The following is a 15,100-nucleotide window of genomic DNA, read 5'->3' on the forward strand; positions in this document are numbered from 1 at the left end:
AGCAAAAGGATGAAGATGTTAATAAAAATAACCAAACCTTCCAGAATAATTTACCCACCCGCTCCGCTTCCAATCCGCAAAACTTTTACCTATATTTGTTTTTGTTAAAACACACAAATATGCAGGACAAGAAAATACATCAGGGCAGGAACATCAAGCGGTTCCGGGAAATGCTGGGCATCAAGCAGGAAGCACTGGCTTTAGATCTCAATTGCAGCCAGCAAAAGATATCCATTCTTGAGCAAAAAGAGACTGTCGAAAAGGATATGCTGGAAAAAATCGCCGGCCTTCTGAATGTTCCGGTAGAAGCCATTGAAAATATGGAGGAAGAGCAAGCCATCAGTATTATTTCCAGTACATTTAACAACAGTTCCCTTACAGGTGTTGTAAATAACACAACCCATCCGGTTGATGCACTTCTTCAGTTACATGAAGAGAAAATTGCCCTGTACGAAAGAATGCTGAAAGAGAAAGACGAAATGATGGCGAAGCTGGAGCAATACTTGCAGAAACCGTGATCCGGATTTTCCTGGCGGTGCTTTCGGGTATTCTTCTGTTCAGCTGTTCTAAAACTAATACGTTGACGCGAGCGTTACACCCCCTTATTTTCGACAGAATATTTTTTACAGTATTATTGAAAAGTTAGCTAAAATCAATACCTATGATCGATCTGGATCGTGTTCAGCAAATCATCGAAAAAGAAATAAGTCCGGATTTTAAAATCTCCAGATATTTTGACACCGAAGATATGGTAATTTATTTTTGGAAGCACAAAGAATATACTCCTGATGATGAAAGAGGACGAATTATTGGGTCCGGACCTGTAGTTTATGATAAGAAGACAAAAGAGTATCGGGTAATGGGTTCCAGGGAATGGTTCAGTGAAGAAATCCGTAGGCTTTTCGAAACTGAGGAAGGAAAAGAACGTATGCATGAACTTGACTATCTGATGAGCCTGTTCGAAAACGGTGAAGAAAATCCGGATTATACCCATTCACTGATCGAAAAAATCAAAGCTAGAATCCTTCGCAGACAATATGTAAATTCTGAAGACGTAGATTTTCTGTCTATCCTTACCGGAGCCAGAAGAATAGATAAGGAATTTAATTTAATTGGCAAACCGCAATGGAAATTTGAAGAACATATTGTCGTGGTCTCAGATAATCCTGTTGCGCAGAAAAAATTAATGAAGATCTGGAAAGAAATTGATTTTGAATATAAATTATTGTCTGAAAATGAATTGCTGTTATTTCGGAAAAAATCAATCTCATAATCAGTTTTGAGAAAGAATTCCCCCGCTAGCGCGAGCTTCCAGCTCGTGCTCACACAAAACTTCCAATTACTCATAAAGAGAAAACCTTTTCAACACTTTAAGTTATAAAAGAAAGTATTATGATTTTTTGATAATCAAGAGCTGGAAGCTCGCTGCATTGTAGGGGAATTATAAAAGCATAAATTCATTCCGAAAAACATACTATACAAAAGGCAACTCTGCTAAACAAAAAAGACAAATGAAAACCCCAACTATATTTTTTTTCATTTTTATCACGTGTGTTTTAAACGCTCAAAGTCTGAAAATTAAAAATCTAAAAATTGTTGATTATGAAATTCAGCAAAATGGAACTGTTGAAATTTCAACTCATACAATAATTGATGAAAAAGGGGACTTAATTGTTTATTCAGATAGTTGGGATGGAAAAATTTCTTTCATTATAAATTAACGCAAGAAGAAGTTGAAAAATTAAACGTACTTGCGGAAAAAGATTTAGAGTCTTTTGTAAAACAAAAAAAATTAAACAAGAATCAGGGTTTTGCAGGCAACAGAAAGTTTATCACTTTTAATTACAAAGGAAAAAAGAAAAGTCTGTGCTTTATAGAACCTTTTATGAGTTTATGAGTGTTTTAAAAGTATTGAATAAAAAAATTTATCAACATGATTCCAGTGCAAAAATCACATCGCTTTCAACTGATTTCGGGAAAACTGAAAAGGAAATAATTGAAAGGGACAAAATCGACAATTATTTACCAGAAAAAGCAGTAATAAGAGCCTATTAAACAAATTTCTCCCCGCTGGCGTGATCGTCACGATCGTGTCACTTATTAGTATAAGTCTTTTGTCACAATAGAAAAACTATGGGTAAAGCACGAGCGAGACGCTCGTGCTAACAAAGGGGAACTTTGTGAAACAAATAATCCCGACCAGCTATCTGTTTGGTGTGAAAATGAATTAGATGATCATTTCTTCGCAGGCTCTACCTCTTGTGTAGATATTTATGCAAAAATCGCAATTTGGATACATTTAAGTACTTACTTTCTACAATCAGCCAAAGATGAATTTTTAACTACCGATTTAGCTGACCCCTGGTTAATCGCGTATGCTAAAAAACATGATTTAACAATAGTTACTCATGAAATTAGTCAACCACAAAGGAAAAATAGAATAAAAATACCTGAGCCTCGTATTCATTTTGGAGTAAGATACTTATCCCTATTGAAATGTTTAGAGAAATAGGGGAAAGCTTCTAAAATAATACTACTGCTATTTCGGCAATACTTTCAACCTATTCTATTATCTGATAGAAATGATATTATTGAAATGTAAGTTAGTACTTCTGCACTATCTCCGTCGTAATATTTTTTCCATGAACGGTAAAATCAGGTTTTTAGGTCTCATTTTGAGTTCAGTACTCTATATGTCCATATTTCTAACCAAGTATTTTCAATGGGCTTCCGGCATTTTTCCTTTGGAAAGGATTTTACGATAGGTCGTGGTTTCAATGGAAATACCAACCATATCTTCCGGAATTTCTTCCAATGAATTTCAATAATAGTGGTATATGTTCCAGTGAAATTAGTTTCTAAATCGGTGTAAAACGCATAAATTTCATCACTGGTTTTATTTGGGATTTACTCTGAATTTCGTCTTCCCAGAATTTTTGCCATCATGTTTCAATATCCTTGGCAGATTGCCCGTTCGTATTGATTGTTCTTATTGAAATTCCAATGATGTGTGTTGTATTGATGATTATATTCTTCATATATTATTATTTATCTTTTTGACTAATTTTTTTATTGTTTTTACAATTCTACCTATTTTGATTTTATCGGTTGTAGCCGTATAAATCCATCTATAATGTTCTTTTTCTCTCCGTCAGAATAAGATAAAAAAGTTTCATAGGCATTAGGCACATCCAATAGACAGAGCTTTAATTCTTCGGGTATATCCGTTGGAAAATTGTCCTCATACAATGTGATATGAACAGAATTTCCAACTTCTTTTTTTATTTTCTTTCGTATTTCTGCCTTTATTGGAAGAAAAAGAAGACCACTTCCCATTGATTGCAAATTATAGGCTTTGATTTCAAATCCATCAATGATTCCACTAATGCGAACCCAGCCAAAAGGCGTATGCTTACTTTGTTTAATCTCGGGGGGATTCGGATAAAAGTCCAACCACCCTTACCTTTAAATTTTTCCAGAATACAACATTTATCAATTAGGGCTGTTTGATCTTCCCTTTTTTAAGCGATTATATACCAAAAGTCAAGATTCATCGTATCCTTTTTTGCTAAATTCATTAGTTTCATGCAAAAAGCATTATTAAAATATCCCATACAAATTTGCTTGGTCTGTGCCAGTGTTCTGCCAAATGTTATTTCCGAAAAAACATTAGACTCCACTTGCCCGATGAAATGAGCTCTTGTATTGTCAGATTGTTTTAGATAATTGTGTTCAATATCTTCCGAAATATTTAGTAATTTTTTCTCGTCATTGATGTCAATGAGTGAGAATGTTCCTTTCTCAATACACGAAAAATCACTTGGGATTACAAATTTCTCTTTCTGAATAGTATGATATTCAATGCTTACAGAAGGCATCTCTATCAGTTCAAAGAAGTTTTGTACATCTGGATGTTGACCAAAATGATTTGCTAGTTCTTTTAGATCCAGCATCGTTTCGCTAAACAATACATTAGCGTATTCATTATCATAATTACGAACCAGACAATGAAAAATCAATCCATTTTTGGATGCTATAGCTTTCTCAAATTTAAGTGCAGCATACAACAGTTCGTCATCTGTAACACTTTCCTTTTTTCTAAATCGTGTAAACTCCATTGCCTTTGCCTCTTTACTGCTTATTCTAATCATTTTTTACTTATTAAATTAATACTGGAGCAAATGTACAATGGAGTTGTGACAGCTGTATGGCAAGGGTAGTTAACATTTTTTTTGAGCCATTTCGATATACTCTTCAAAGGTAATTTTATGGGGCACAAAAGTTTCATTTTGAACAAAAAGGCTCTCAATACGCTCCAGTCTAAAAGCCCTGTAATCATTTCTCAATCTGCACAATGCAATCAGCAGCCAGTTTTCTTGTGTTGTATAAATAGCAAAAGGCTCAATTATTCTTTCTGTTGTCTGATTATTATCTGGCGCGTAATATCTTATTTTAACAAGTTTAAAATTTGTTAATGCCAATTGTAGAACTGATAAGTTGTTACTTGTTCGATTACTTTCCCAATTTTGTCCCGACAGAATTCTTTCAGAAAGCAAATTCGCCTTTTCTTTAGTGTTGTTCCGTAAAACAGATTTTATTTTATTTACTGCATCGGTATAATCCTTTACAAAAGAGGCATCTTTATTTTTTAAAATCAATTGTTCGGCAGTAATAAGTGCATTGGCTTCATTTTCAGAAAACATTACTGGGGGAATTCGATAACCATCCATTAGTGTATATCCTTTTCCTTCTTCGGTTAAGATGGGTACACCGGCTTGCTCTAACGCTTTAATATCCCTATAGATTGTTCGTTTACTGATTGAAAATTTTTGAGCCAATTCATTAGCAGTCAAAAGTCGTTTTGTCTGTAATTGAGTCAATATTGCAGTTAATCGGGAAAGTCGCTTTATATCATTTTCATTCATTAGAAACTATTTATTAACCTTTGTTAACTTCTTTATACGAGATGTTGTGCTTCGTGAAAAAGTAATTTTGGTTATTACTAAATTTTATATAAGAAGATTAATATAGCCAAAAGTGGCTAGTAAAAAATTGTTTAGAAGAAACGAGAGTGGTGCAGTAAGGATTTTGTAATGTCGTTTACTGCACTTGCTTTCACCTCATTATCTTATAACGCATTACTTCAAATTTAGTAAAAAATGAGTTAAGTAGTAAGACACTTATAATTTTACAAATATGTTATAGCAAATAAAAATTGAAAAGATACCATTCTTACTTAAGGTAATTCTTATCCTATAAAGAAGAAATTTAGTCTATCCTATTAAATATCTCAATTCTGGGTCATTCTCAATTCGGCAAATTTCGCTTGAAATAATCATGGAACATCAAGTTTGATTTACCGATAATTTTCATCAATCTCTTTACTCATTGTGTCATCCCCGCTAGCGCAAGCTTCCAGCTCGTGCTCACACAAAACTTCCACTTAATCATCAAGAGAAAACAGTTTCAACACTTTAAGTAAGGAAAGTACTGTAATCTTTTACTCGCTACGAGCCGGAAACTCGAGGTTAGCGTAGGGAGCATTTCTCCCTAACCGATTGCAGATTTATCATTTGCAAAATCCTCATTATATTATTAATATTGTAAAAATGAAATGAACTATTGATGATTAAACTATATCCTTTAGTAGTTACAATCTTATTATTTTTCCTTGGTTGCACAAAAAAAGATGATATGAAATACAATGTAGGCCAGGAATGGAAATATAAAACCAGACAGGGAGAAGAAAACTCGACCCTGAAAATTTTGAAGATTGAAGAATATCCAACCATCGGAAAAGTGGTTCATATTTCGTTGAGCGGATTAAAGATGAAAAATCCTCAGCACCCAACAGGTATTGCCGATAAAATAAGCCATCTTCCGATTACTGAAGAAGCGTTGGATAAAAGTATCATCAGCATTAAAAATGACACCCGCCAAATGCCCGACTCCACTGAAATGGATGGTTATTCTTACTGGAAAAAAGAGTTTGATAAAGGAAATGCCGGCGTGTTTTCCATTTCCGTTTCCGAAATTGTAAACTCAATAGAAAAATCAATTGTTTCAGGAGACTATACCAAGTAGATTAATCCTAAATTTGCTAAAAACCCTAAGATGAAAAAAGCCTTTGAATTCCTGAAGCAGCTTGAGAAAAACAACACCCGCGAATGGTTTGCCGCCCACAAAGCGGAATATGAGGCGATAGTAAAAGAAAACAAAGCCCTTTTCAATCAGATCCATGCCGGACTTCAGCAATATGACCAGGTACCGGGAATCCATATGTACAGGATTTACCGGGATGTCCGTTTTTCAAAGGATCAGACGCCGTACAAAACGCATTTCGGAGTTGGGTATTCCCGCTTAAAACCGATGCTGAGAGGTGGTTATTACATTCATCTTGAGTCTGGAAACAGTTTCGTGGGTGGCGGATTCTGGGGACCGGATGCCAAAGACCTGCTCCGCATCCGCAAAGAATTTGAAATCAGCACCGCTGAAATTGAAAAGATCACTTCGGATCAAACCTTCATCAATTATTTTAAAGAAATTAAAGGCGATGCAGTGAAAACCGCCCCGAGAGGTTTCGATAAAAACCATCCGGCCATCGACCTGATCAGGAAAAAGCAGTATGTCATTATGCGGCTATTGACCGATCAGGAAGTTTTTTCTGCCGGTTTCCCGAAAGAAGCAGTGCTCACCTTACTGGCCATGCGCCCTTTTTTCGATTATATGAGCGAAGTGCTTACGACGGATCTGAATGGGGCGTCTTTGATTTAAATACAAATGGTGAATTTGGCAAGCGTACCTGCTCTTCCCCCGCCAGCGCGAGTTTCCAGCTCGTGTCCACACAAAACTTTCCCTTAGCGTGCGAGAGAGAGAGAAAACAGTTTCAACACTTTAAGTCGTAAAGGAGGCATTATATTTTAATAGCTACGAGCGTGACGCTCGCGGCAGCGTGGGCTAATTTTCTTGGAACTTTTTTCCTTAAATAAGTTTAAAATAACTTCTATCATAACAAAGGGCAGCATCAAATCAATACAGCCCTTATTTTGAATAACTTAACATACAATATGGATAATCATAAATTTATTTCAAAGCTCTTTTACCAATAATGCTTTATTTTTCATCAAATAATCTAAAGCTTCTTTTACTGCCTTTTCAGGACTTTTAGGATTAAAGCCCAGTTCATTCCTAGATTTAGAAATATCAAAATCCTGCTGCAATCCGGAAAACATAGCAATATCCTTTCTTGTTAATACAGGAGCTTTTCCACGTGCTTTCGCTGAAAACTCCATAATTCCTGCAATAAGATTCAGTATAAATTTCGGAACAGAATTGGGAATTTTCAGATTCAGTTCAGGATATAATTTTTTTGCCAAAATCGTTGTATCAGTTATGGTCATACATTTTTCATTCGCCAAAATATACCTTTCTCCAGAACAGCCTTTCTGAGCTGCGAGATAACAACCTTCCGCGACATCTTTTACATCAATCCAGTTGAGTGTAATTTTTGTATCAACAGGAATCTCTTTATTCAAAATTAATTTTAAAACTCCGTAAGATACGTTCAGCGGAAGAGAAGCTCTACTCCCTATCATCGCAGATGGCATAACGGAAACAAGCTCTATTCCGAGTTTTTGGGCTAATTCAAAAGCTAATTTCTCACCATCGTTTTTAGAATTATAGTACATATTGCGGCGATCCGGATTGTATCCGTAACTTTCTTTTGTCGGAAGCTTTGTATAATCCAAAGCAGCAATCGAACTCACATACACGATTCGCTTCACTCCTGCTTCAGCAGCTGCTTCAATCGTATTTCGGGTTCCTTCTAAATTGACCTCATAAATTTCTTTTTCAGGATCTTTTGCCCACAGTTTGAAAGATGCTCCGACGGCATAAAAAGTTTCAACACCTTGTAAAGCTTTTACAAAAGAAGCTTTGTCCGTAATATCTGCCTGGACAACTTCACAATCCAATCCTTCGAAAGGCTTTTTGTTATTGACATTTCTTACTGTTGCTCTTACAGGAATCCCTTTTTGCAGTAAAAACCTCACCAAATTATTTCCTAAATGTCCGTTCGCGCCCGAAACTAGACTTAATTTTTCTTGTATCATTTTCATTACATTTATGATACAAAGTTCAATTTCCTGATTCCTGAATCACTTGACTTTTGTTAGTTAATCAATTTCCTACGGATTCGGCTGAGACTTTCAGGCTTCATTCCAAGGAAAGAAGCAATATATTGAATGGGTACATTCTGAATAATTCCGGGGTAATTCTTTATTAGTTTCAAATAACGCTGTTCCGCATTTAACGTTGATAATTCTTTTGAACGATTTTCGTTATAATTGATCGATTGATGAAAAACAGAGATACTGAAATCTTTCATTGAAGGACTTTCCTCAGTCAGTTTATTCAAATTTTCTTTGGTAATTCTCAACAGTTCACAATCCGTAATACATTCAACATTTTCATCAGATTTAGTCTGATTGATAAAATTAAAATAAGAAGTAAAAAATCCAGGGGGGCAATTAATATGAGTTGTCACTTCATTTCCGTTTTCATCAAAATGAAACAATCTTAAATATCCCGAAATAATATAATACAAATACCTTGGAACATTTCCTTCCTCTTCAATCACTGTATTTTTTGAATATTCAACAGGTTCAAAATATTCTTTGATCAATTCAATTTCGGCAGAATTAAAATGGTAAGAAGCCTGAATATATTGTAAAAGTTTGTCGTGCATCTGCATAGACCTTCATATATTTATACAAATTTACCTCAAAATAATAAAATTCAAGAAGAAAACAATATTGTAAATTTTTACAATCAGTCAATGTCAAAAGCTTCTATAAACTAAGAAAATGCAAAAATTCCAGATATAGGAATATTGTAATCTTTCCTGAAAACCGGAACATTTAAGCGTGGAGAGAATTTGGCAAGCGTACCCACTCTTGCCGCCACTGAAAAGGAAGATAAAAGCATTCAAAATACCATCATTTCCTTATCTTTACTTTCATTCAAACGCAAATCATCGTATAAAAACCGTATCTATGGAAAACAATCAGAACAACTTTTACGAAGAAGACATCAGGGAATTAAAGGAGGGATTAACGCCTTTTCCTGAAAATATATTTGTAGCAGACCAAGCCTGGCTAAACAATTATGTATTGCCTTTAATATCGGTTGATTTGGGCATACTATGGCCGGATTTAAAAGGAACCGTCCTACACCTGCTCAACCCTACTGAACCTTACGAGGGAGTGATGGGTGAGAACACCGCAGATTTCCATACGGAATTCTGTACGGAAAACTGGATGGCCTTCCGTCTTACGGAGGATAACAGGTATGATTTCTTAGGGAAGGAAGAATATTTCCTGTCTGCTCCGAAACATCAGGATGACATTGATCCTGACTTTACAGAACACATCAATACGATCCGGGACAATTACCAGAGGACAAAGGCCAGATTTAAAATGAAGGGCCAGCTGTTACCGTGGCAGGAGGACAATCCGCAAAGCTTTCTAGACAGGTTAGGCGGAGAATTATGGGAAGGCAACTGGACATTCATGGCGCCTGTTCCGCCCGCCTTTGAAATGAATGTGGATGACTCTGGTGAAGACCTGCCCAATGATGGGATTTCAATGACCTATCAGGGTAAAGAATTCCGGTATGTGGGTGAAGTATCCGGATACAACTACTGCGGAAAAGGAGCCGATGCTATCCTGCTGTTCTATGAACCGGAAAGCCGTATGGTGTTATTTACCTACGACTGGACGTAAAAATTAATACCATCCGAATGTTATTGGAAGAGTCAGTATCAGGTAGATTCGCTATAAAACCCATAACCAAATCAAGCAGGAATTAAATTAATAATAAACGACAATAAAATGGACACCGCTTTAATCATCATTGATATCCAAAACGATTATTTTCAGAACGGGAAAGCAGAACTGGTACATCCTGAAAAAGCCAGCGCTAATGCTAAATTGCTGCTGGAACAGTTCAGAAAGAAAAATTTGCCTGTCGTCCATATTCAGCATATTGCCAGCCGGCCCGATGCAACATTCTTTATTTCCGGTACAAAAGGGGCAGAAATCCACCATGATGTACAGCCCACAGATCAGGAAAAAATTATCATCAAAAATTATCCGAACAGTTTCAGGGATACCCATCTTCTGGAATACCTGAACTCAAAAAACATCACCGATTTGGTTATCTGCGGCATGCAGACCCATATGTGTGTAGATGCAACAACAAGAGCGGCAAAAGATTTTGGATTTAACTGTACTGTTATCGGCGATGCCTGTGCAACAAAAGACCTTGCTGTAAACGGAGCTACCGTACAGGCAGATGATGTGCAGACCGCATTTTTATCGGCCCTGAGTTATTTTTATTCAACCGTAATGAATGCAGAGGAATATTTCAAACAAGAAATGGCTGTTTAATCAAATACAGGTTACAGGAAACTCAGATATTTGTCCTGCTTATGCCACAATACTATGGTGCTGTATTTTATTATTTAATAATATAACAAACGAGCAAGATATAAGAATAAAATAATCAAAATGAAAATCGAAACCTACCCTATCAATAACCTTAAGATTGCTGAAATTGTAACGAACAAGGTTGTTTTGAGTACTCCCGAAGAAGGATTGGACCTGTTAGGAAACCTTTATTATCAGGGCTTTGATGGCATAATGATCTGTGAACAGAATATCACCCCCGCTTTTTTTGATCTGAAGACTACCATAGCAGGAGAAATCCTTCAGAAATTCGCACAATACCGGATGCCGCTGATCATTATCGGTGATTTTTCTGCATTCAGCAGCAAGAGCTTACAGGACTTCATATACGAAAGCAATACAGGCAGGCAGGTTAACTTCCTTTCCTCCCGATCGGAAGCCATACAAGCCTTTTCGCGGCTATGAAGGCGAAGAATTCGAGTTGATCACGTGTCACTAAAACGATCCAATACCAACCGTCCTGTTTACAGGCCGGTTTTTTGTTATCTTTATATTTGAATGATATCAACCACACTAAAAATATAATCAATGAAAATAACAGATAACAGCTTTATATTTAAACAGCTGGGCAAGAAAGATGAATTGCCTTATGAACTGCTGCTTCTTGCAGACCCGTCAAAGAAGATGATTGATCAGTACATCCGGAAATCGGATGTGTTTACCGCCCTGTACCAGGAAGAAACCATAGGGGTTGTCGCATTGTTCCCGCTCACGAAAAATACGGGAGAAATTAAAAATGTTGCGGTAAAAACTGAATTTCAAAGACACGGAATCGGGACTTTCCTCATTGAAAATGCGATCCAGGCCGCCCAAAGCAACGGGATGAAGAGTGTGATCATCGGGACAGCCAATTCCAGCATCGGCCAGCTACTCCTCTACCAGAAATTAGGTTTTGAAATGACGGAGGTGAAAAAGAATTTCTTCCTGGAAAATTATGCCGAAACTATTTTCGAGAACGGCCTTCAGGCGAAGCATATGGTGGTGATGGAGAGGTTGCTGAAGTGAAAGATGGTCTGCTGAGCCAAACGATAGGATTAAACAGGTATGTGAATAGAAGCAGCAATAATATTAACTGTTATCATCTTAACCATAAAAAACAGAGCTTCCAAACCGGAAACTCTGTTTTTATATAACGATTAAAAATTACCTTAAAAGTATCTCCTGCTATCCTTTTCCGGATTCTTTCTTCAAAGCCTCATTCTGCTCTTTCAGCAAAGCGATGTAATCATTTAGATTGGCTAAAACATGTTCCGGGATATTGCAGTAGTAATTGTAATTACCGGATTGGTTATATGAACCATCATTAAAAGTAAGATTATCATTATTTTGAACGGCGTTGGTACGTCTTTCCTCTTTGATATCTTCTACGGAAACATCCAGCGCCTTGGCCAGTTTTTCCCATTCGTCGTCAAAGATCCGTACATCACCGCTTTCTTTTACGGCTGTAGTTGGAGACATCGGTAGCGATGATCTTAGACATATAATCCTGAGTGTAGCCTCTTTGTTTTCTTAGATTTCTTAGCTTTTCCATAACGTTGCTGCTGTGTTTTACTACAAATATAAGAAAATGAAGGAATATGCAGCACGCTTCCGCAGTCGTCCGAATATCTCCTGCAAACGGCGTGAAATCTCCGGAGGGCAACGCTGATTTCAAACAGACTGCAGGAATCCTCAGCAGGCCTTATTTGGTTTCAGACCAACCGGTTAAGATCATCGGAGGCTTCCGTTGATGATAAACAATGGTGTTTGCAGTCTTCGCAGCCCTTCTTCAACCGATCCATCCGGATTTAATACTGGTTTTTCAAAAATAAAGTATATTTACTCCTGCATTGTATTAGTCTGACCGATTCCCAATGGAAGCAAAATGTCAACTATACAACCCTAAAAACGATATAACATGAAAAAAATCCATTCAACAAATTATTTCGACACTTTTATTGAAGTGGCAGAAGATACCCAACGGGACAGCGGTACAAAGCCACCGGCAAAAGACAGGAAGACCATCGCCGAAATGCAGTACGATTATATTGCCGCACATCCTTACCTATATACCTCAGACGATGTTTTATTCCGCGTCTTTGCAGACAGGCAAAACCTGACCAAAGCAGAGCAGGAAGAAGCCAGGAAAGAGTTCTTTTCCAAAGGCCAGCCCTGCTTCAGGGTTTCCCCACTCACCAAAATGTATGGTTTCGGGATCCACTGCAACAGCGAAGGTAAAATTGCCCTGTACGGAATGGAAACGGAAGACTACCAGAAATTTGTGGCCGATCCAAAAGTTAAAAAGGTTAAGGCTATGAAATCTGGGAAATAATTACATACGACTAATAGTAATATTATAATTGACAATAATAGAATGACAATTGGGTCATAAAAGCTGAAATAAAGAAAAATAGCTTATAGCCTATTATACTGCTTAATTAACACTAAAAATCAATAATCTATAACATATTAACTATAATTCATCACAAAAATAATTAATAAATTATATCACTAAGTGTTGTATTTTTAATTTTATATATATAAATTGCAAGTTCAATTCTAATATTATAACAATGAAAAACAAATTTCTACATGCTTCAATGGCATTGTGCTTAGCCTTTTTAACAAGTTGTTCTGGTGCGGCAGATACAGAAGACTTATCTGCTTCAACTAGTATTGCTTCAGTAAAAAATTCCACAAACAGCAAGATTGCTGAAGATATTGAAGAATACGGTGGTATTGGCAGTGGGTCCGTAACTACAGTATGGACTATCGGACGTAAATCTAGAGAATGCGGCGGTATAGGTATCTGCAAACTAACAAAGGTAAAAGTAAAGATTGAATCAATAGAGGCAACAGTTTACGGCAACAGGATGTTTGCTGCAGGTGTTAAGGTAGTAGATCCCAATCGTTTCATTTTACAGGTAGATGAAGAAAATATGCTGGATATCGTTAAGGAATTTGGTGGCAAACATCTGACACTAGAAGAAGATCTAACAATTAGTGCAGAAAGCGCAGAAGAACTAGGTTTATCCGAAAACTTTATCATTAAAAAAGGAATATATGATTTCTTACAGAATGAATCCAATGGATTTTATGAAGTTAAGATTGTAAATAACTAAAAAAAACATTCAATCTTTATAGGTAAATTGCTTACCTATAAAGATTGATTATATATTATGAAGTTCTATATACACCTGCTATTTTTTTTACTATTCAGCTTTTGGGGGTCTGCCCAGAAAAAAATACAGATTAATTTTGCTTTGCAGGATGAGGCTTCACTCAAAACATACCTGTCGTCTAAAAAAACAGATTTCAGTGATGCAGACCTGTATATCCTCAAAGATTTTAAAAGCTTTGCGTATTTCAACAACAACGATAAACTTCAAGTTCCGGAGATCCTGTTCTTTAATAATCAAGGGTATCTGGTAAAAAACAGGTTTAATAATAATGAATGTACGGAAGTAATTTCGGACATAGAAAAAGTCAACCGATATAAATCAGACAAAAAAGTAACCCTGCAAGACTGGTTGCAATTTATAAGCCCGTTAAAAAATCCACAGCCTGGCATAGACCATAATAAAATTACCGTAGTGATCAACTGGGCTATTTTTACTGACCAGTATAACGAACAATCTTTTGAATGGTATAAAAAAATCAGGGCATTATCCTTATCCACAAAAATCAATTGCATCCTTCTAAATCTGGATGTGCAGCAAAAATGGAACCTGACAGAAAAACAAAAAGCAGCGCTTCATATTGAATAATTTTACTATCTCGTCTGTAGGCTAAAGAATTTACTTTCGTAAGATGCTCCTGGCATCAGTAAACTTTCACATTTTGTGTATTGTATTTTTTTATCTCCAGATTACTTCTATGATTTGTCTCCGTGAGAGATCAGCCAACATCTTGTTGAGCCATAATCCTCTCCACACTGATTCCTATGAAAACTCTCATTCTTGTATTATTCCCATTGCTCTTGTCCGCACAGGAAAAAAACGAATGGTCAACGACCATGAGGGCCGCTATGAGCGATATTAAAGAGCATAATTTCGAAGGTGCGATAAAAAACTTAGACCTGTCTCTGGAAATGGTTCCCAATAATTGGAGCGCATTGTATTTTAAAGGCTACTCCGAGATCATTTTAGGCAGAACGGAGGAAGGATGCAGTACCCTGATTAATGCCATTTATTACGGCGGAAACAATGAAACAAAAAAGGTTTACGCTGAAAAATGTATTGAATATGATCCTCAATTGAATCCGGAACAATTTAAATCCGGGAAATTTACGCTTCAGGTGTTAGGAAGCCCATCTGTATACCATTTTGAAAGGAAAAATGGGATGCAATATGAAAGTGAGGCTGGCAAGGTATATAGTGGAGCGATCAAATGGTTCGCAAACGGCGATTACACCATCATTCCTACAGAAGAAACCAAAAAGCTGATGACCGAAAATCCCAAGTTCCTGACCCGCATCCTGAAAATTTCCGGAAACGAATATTTATATGAAAAAATAGAAGAAGAAAAACAGGTTCAGTTCGGAATCATAAAAAAGATTGACTAGATAAAGCTTCCGGCACGCATGAGCGTTCTGC

General features: G+C 36.5%; 22 protein-coding genes. 16 read left to right on the plus strand and 6 right to left on the minus strand.

Annotated elements, in window-relative coordinates:
- Positions 1–119 precede the first annotated feature (119 nt).
- The 5 genes from CGB83_RS09425 (at position 120) to CGB83_RS20755 (ending at position 2,512) form a co-directional block, all read left to right on the plus strand.
- Positions 120–518 (plus strand): helix-turn-helix domain-containing protein, encoded by a 399-nt coding sequence (locus CGB83_RS09425; RefSeq protein WP_100075576.1) that lies wholly within the window; start codon positions 120–122, stop codon positions 516–518.
- Between the two features lie 143 nt (positions 519–661).
- Positions 662–1,273, plus strand: a complete 612-nt coding sequence (locus CGB83_RS09430; protein WP_100075577.1) for a hypothetical protein — start codon at positions 662–664, stop codon at positions 1,271–1,273.
- Between the two features lie 238 nt (positions 1,274–1,511).
- Positions 1,512–1,721 carry a hypothetical protein gene (locus CGB83_RS09435; protein ID WP_100075578.1) on the plus strand — a complete coding sequence of 70 codons (210 nt, stop codon included), beginning with the start codon at positions 1,512–1,514 and terminating at the stop codon, positions 1,719–1,721.
- A 172-nt stretch (positions 1,722–1,893) separates the two neighbouring features.
- Positions 1,894–2,055 (plus strand): hypothetical protein, encoded by a 162-nt coding sequence (locus CGB83_RS20155; RefSeq protein WP_157761386.1) that lies wholly within the window; start codon positions 1,894–1,896, stop codon positions 2,053–2,055.
- Positions 2,056–2,122: 67 nt separating this feature from the next.
- Positions 2,123–2,512 carry a DUF4411 family protein gene (locus CGB83_RS20755; protein WP_100077556.1) on the plus strand — a complete coding sequence of 130 codons (390 nt, stop codon included), beginning with the start codon at positions 2,123–2,125 and terminating at the stop codon, positions 2,510–2,512.
- Positions 2,513–3,090: 578 nt separating this feature from the next.
- Here CGB83_RS20755 and CGB83_RS09455 read toward each other — a convergent pair.
- From CGB83_RS09455 to CGB83_RS09465, 3 genes are all read right to left on the minus strand, one after another.
- Entirely contained in the window at positions 3,091–3,453 is a 363-nt protein-coding gene (locus CGB83_RS09455; protein WP_228420149.1) for a DUF1905 domain-containing protein, read from the minus strand.
- Positions 3,454–3,521: 68 nt separating this feature from the next.
- A complete protein-coding gene (locus CGB83_RS09460) occupies positions 3,522–4,151 on the minus strand; it encodes a hypothetical protein (protein WP_100075580.1) in 630 nt (209 codons plus the stop codon).
- A 69-nt stretch (positions 4,152–4,220) separates the two neighbouring features.
- Positions 4,221–4,925: a helix-turn-helix transcriptional regulator gene (locus tag CGB83_RS09465; protein WP_100075581.1), complete on the minus strand. Its 705-nt coding sequence runs from the start codon at positions 4,923–4,925 to the stop codon at positions 4,221–4,223.
- A 769-nt stretch (positions 4,926–5,694) separates the two neighbouring features.
- On the opposite strand from CGB83_RS09465, the gene CGB83_RS09470 reads away from it, so the two are divergent.
- Together CGB83_RS09470 and CGB83_RS09475 are read left to right on the plus strand one after the other, a co-directional pair.
- A complete protein-coding gene (locus CGB83_RS09470) occupies positions 5,695–6,084 on the plus strand; it encodes a hypothetical protein (protein WP_228420151.1) in 390 nt (129 codons plus the stop codon).
- Between the two features lie 30 nt (positions 6,085–6,114).
- Positions 6,115–6,774 (plus strand): DUF2461 domain-containing protein, encoded by a 660-nt coding sequence (locus CGB83_RS09475; RefSeq protein ID WP_100075583.1) that lies wholly within the window; start codon positions 6,115–6,117, stop codon positions 6,772–6,774.
- Positions 6,775–7,088: 314 nt separating this feature from the next.
- On the opposite strand, the gene CGB83_RS09480 is transcribed toward CGB83_RS09475, so the two are convergent.
- Entirely contained in the window at positions 7,089–8,111 is a 1,023-nt protein-coding gene (locus CGB83_RS09480) for an NAD-dependent epimerase/dehydratase family protein (RefSeq protein WP_100077557.1), read from the minus strand.
- 59 nt (positions 8,112–8,170) lie between these two features.
- A complete protein-coding gene (locus tag CGB83_RS09485) occupies positions 8,171–8,752 on the minus strand; it encodes a Crp/Fnr family transcriptional regulator (RefSeq protein ID WP_228420153.1) in 582 nt (193 codons plus the stop codon).
- Positions 8,753–9,053: 301 nt separating this feature from the next.
- Between CGB83_RS09485 and CGB83_RS09490 the strand changes: the two genes are divergently transcribed.
- The 4 genes from CGB83_RS09490 to CGB83_RS09505 all read left to right on the plus strand — a co-directional run bounded on the left by CGB83_RS09490 (position 9,054) and on the right by CGB83_RS09505 (position 11,531).
- On the plus strand, positions 9,054–9,782 hold the full coding sequence (locus CGB83_RS09490) for an enolase (RefSeq protein WP_100075584.1): 729 nt from the start codon (positions 9,054–9,056) through the stop codon (positions 9,780–9,782).
- Between the two features lie 108 nt (positions 9,783–9,890).
- Positions 9,891–10,448 (plus strand): cysteine hydrolase family protein, encoded by a 558-nt coding sequence (locus tag CGB83_RS09495; RefSeq protein WP_100075585.1) that lies wholly within the window; start codon positions 9,891–9,893, stop codon positions 10,446–10,448.
- A gap of 120 nt (positions 10,449–10,568) precedes the next feature.
- Positions 10,569–10,931, plus strand: coding sequence for a DUF4180 domain-containing protein (locus tag CGB83_RS09500; RefSeq protein WP_100075586.1), 363 nt, complete (start codon positions 10,569–10,571; stop codon positions 10,929–10,931).
- 123 nt (positions 10,932–11,054) lie between these two features.
- Entirely contained in the window at positions 11,055–11,531 is a 477-nt protein-coding gene (locus CGB83_RS09505; RefSeq protein ID WP_100075587.1) for a GNAT family N-acetyltransferase, read from the plus strand.
- Between the two features lie 159 nt (positions 11,532–11,690).
- Here CGB83_RS09505 and CGB83_RS09510 read toward each other — a convergent pair whose 3' ends face one another.
- On the minus strand, positions 11,691–11,984 hold the full coding sequence (locus CGB83_RS09510; protein ID WP_335621875.1) for a transcriptional regulator: 294 nt from the start codon (positions 11,982–11,984) through the stop codon (positions 11,691–11,693).
- Between the two features lie 119 nt (positions 11,985–12,103).
- Here CGB83_RS09510 and CGB83_RS20160 point away from each other — a divergent pair, with 119 nt between their 5' ends.
- The 5 genes from CGB83_RS20160 (at position 12,104) to CGB83_RS09530 (ending at position 15,069) form a co-directional block, all read left to right on the plus strand.
- Positions 12,104–12,256 (plus strand): hypothetical protein, encoded by a 153-nt coding sequence (locus tag CGB83_RS20160; RefSeq protein ID WP_157761387.1) that lies wholly within the window; start codon positions 12,104–12,106, stop codon positions 12,254–12,256.
- 167 nt (positions 12,257–12,423) lie between these two features.
- Positions 12,424–12,837, plus strand: a complete 414-nt coding sequence (locus tag CGB83_RS09515; RefSeq protein WP_100075588.1) for a DUF6157 family protein — start codon at positions 12,424–12,426, stop codon at positions 12,835–12,837.
- A 241-nt stretch (positions 12,838–13,078) separates the two neighbouring features.
- A complete protein-coding gene (locus CGB83_RS09520; RefSeq protein ID WP_100075589.1) occupies positions 13,079–13,627 on the plus strand; it encodes a hypothetical protein in 549 nt (182 codons plus the stop codon).
- 57 nt (positions 13,628–13,684) lie between these two features.
- Entirely contained in the window at positions 13,685–14,272 is a 588-nt protein-coding gene (locus tag CGB83_RS09525) for a hypothetical protein (protein WP_100075590.1), read from the plus strand.
- A 176-nt stretch (positions 14,273–14,448) separates the two neighbouring features.
- On the plus strand, positions 14,449–15,069 hold the full coding sequence (locus CGB83_RS09530; protein WP_157761388.1) for a hypothetical protein: 621 nt from the start codon (positions 14,449–14,451) through the stop codon (positions 15,067–15,069).
- Positions 15,070–15,100: the final 31 nt, after the last annotated feature.

It is taken from the genome of Chryseobacterium camelliae (assembly GCF_002770595.1).
GTDB lineage: Bacteria > Bacteroidota > Bacteroidia > Flavobacteriales > Weeksellaceae > Chryseobacterium > Chryseobacterium camelliae.

Bases quoted from the DNA above. Each gene is read 5' to 3' on its own strand.
- CGB83_RS09525 (WP_100075590.1), top strand. From the start codon at position 13,685: ATGAAGTTCTATATACACCTGCTATTTTTTTTACTATTCAGCTTTTGG.
- CGB83_RS20160 (WP_157761387.1), top strand. From the start codon at position 12,104: ATGCAGCACGCTTCCGCAGTCGTCCGAATATCTCCTGCAAACGGCGTG.
- CGB83_RS20155 (WP_157761386.1), top strand. From the start codon at position 1,894: ATGAGTGTTTTAAAAGTATTGAATAAAAAAATTTATCAACATGATTCC.
- CGB83_RS09495 (WP_100075585.1), top strand. From the start codon at position 9,891: ATGGACACCGCTTTAATCATCATTGATATCCAAAACGATTATTTTCAG.
- CGB83_RS09470 (WP_228420151.1), top strand. From the start codon at position 5,695: ATGAAATACAATGTAGGCCAGGAATGGAAATATAAAACCAGACAGGGA.
- CGB83_RS09520 (WP_100075589.1), top strand. From the start codon at position 13,079: ATGAAAAACAAATTTCTACATGCTTCAATGGCATTGTGCTTAGCCTTT.
- CGB83_RS09460 (WP_100075580.1), bottom strand. From the start codon at position 4,151: ATGATTAGAATAAGCAGTAAAGAGGCAAAGGCAATGGAGTTTACACGA.
- CGB83_RS09515 (WP_100075588.1), top strand. From the start codon at position 12,424: ATGAAAAAAATCCATTCAACAAATTATTTCGACACTTTTATTGAAGTG.
- CGB83_RS09500 (WP_100075586.1), top strand. From the start codon at position 10,569: ATGAAAATCGAAACCTACCCTATCAATAACCTTAAGATTGCTGAAATT.
- CGB83_RS09475 (WP_100075583.1), top strand. From the start codon at position 6,115: ATGAAAAAAGCCTTTGAATTCCTGAAGCAGCTTGAGAAAAACAACACC.
- CGB83_RS09490 (WP_100075584.1), top strand. From the start codon at position 9,054: ATGGAAAACAATCAGAACAACTTTTACGAAGAAGACATCAGGGAATTA.
- CGB83_RS09465 (WP_100075581.1), bottom strand. From the start codon at position 4,925: ATGAATGAAAATGATATAAAGCGACTTTCCCGATTAACTGCAATATTG.
- CGB83_RS09530 (WP_157761388.1), top strand. From the start codon at position 14,449: ATGAAAACTCTCATTCTTGTATTATTCCCATTGCTCTTGTCCGCACAG.
- CGB83_RS09510 (WP_335621875.1), bottom strand. From the start codon at position 11,984: ATGTCTCCAACTACAGCCGTAAAAGAAAGCGGTGATGTACGGATCTTT.
- CGB83_RS09485 (WP_228420153.1), bottom strand. From the start codon at position 8,752: ATGCAGATGCACGACAAACTTTTACAATATATTCAGGCTTCTTACCAT.
- CGB83_RS09480 (WP_100077557.1), bottom strand. From the start codon at position 8,111: ATGATACAAGAAAAATTAAGTCTAGTTTCGGGCGCGAACGGACATTTA.
- CGB83_RS09435 (WP_100075578.1), top strand. From the start codon at position 1,512: ATGAAAACCCCAACTATATTTTTTTTCATTTTTATCACGTGTGTTTTA.
- CGB83_RS09430 (WP_100075577.1), top strand. From the start codon at position 662: ATGATCGATCTGGATCGTGTTCAGCAAATCATCGAAAAAGAAATAAGT.
- CGB83_RS09505 (WP_100075587.1), top strand. From the start codon at position 11,055: ATGAAAATAACAGATAACAGCTTTATATTTAAACAGCTGGGCAAGAAA.
- CGB83_RS09425 (WP_100075576.1), top strand. From the start codon at position 120: ATGCAGGACAAGAAAATACATCAGGGCAGGAACATCAAGCGGTTCCGG.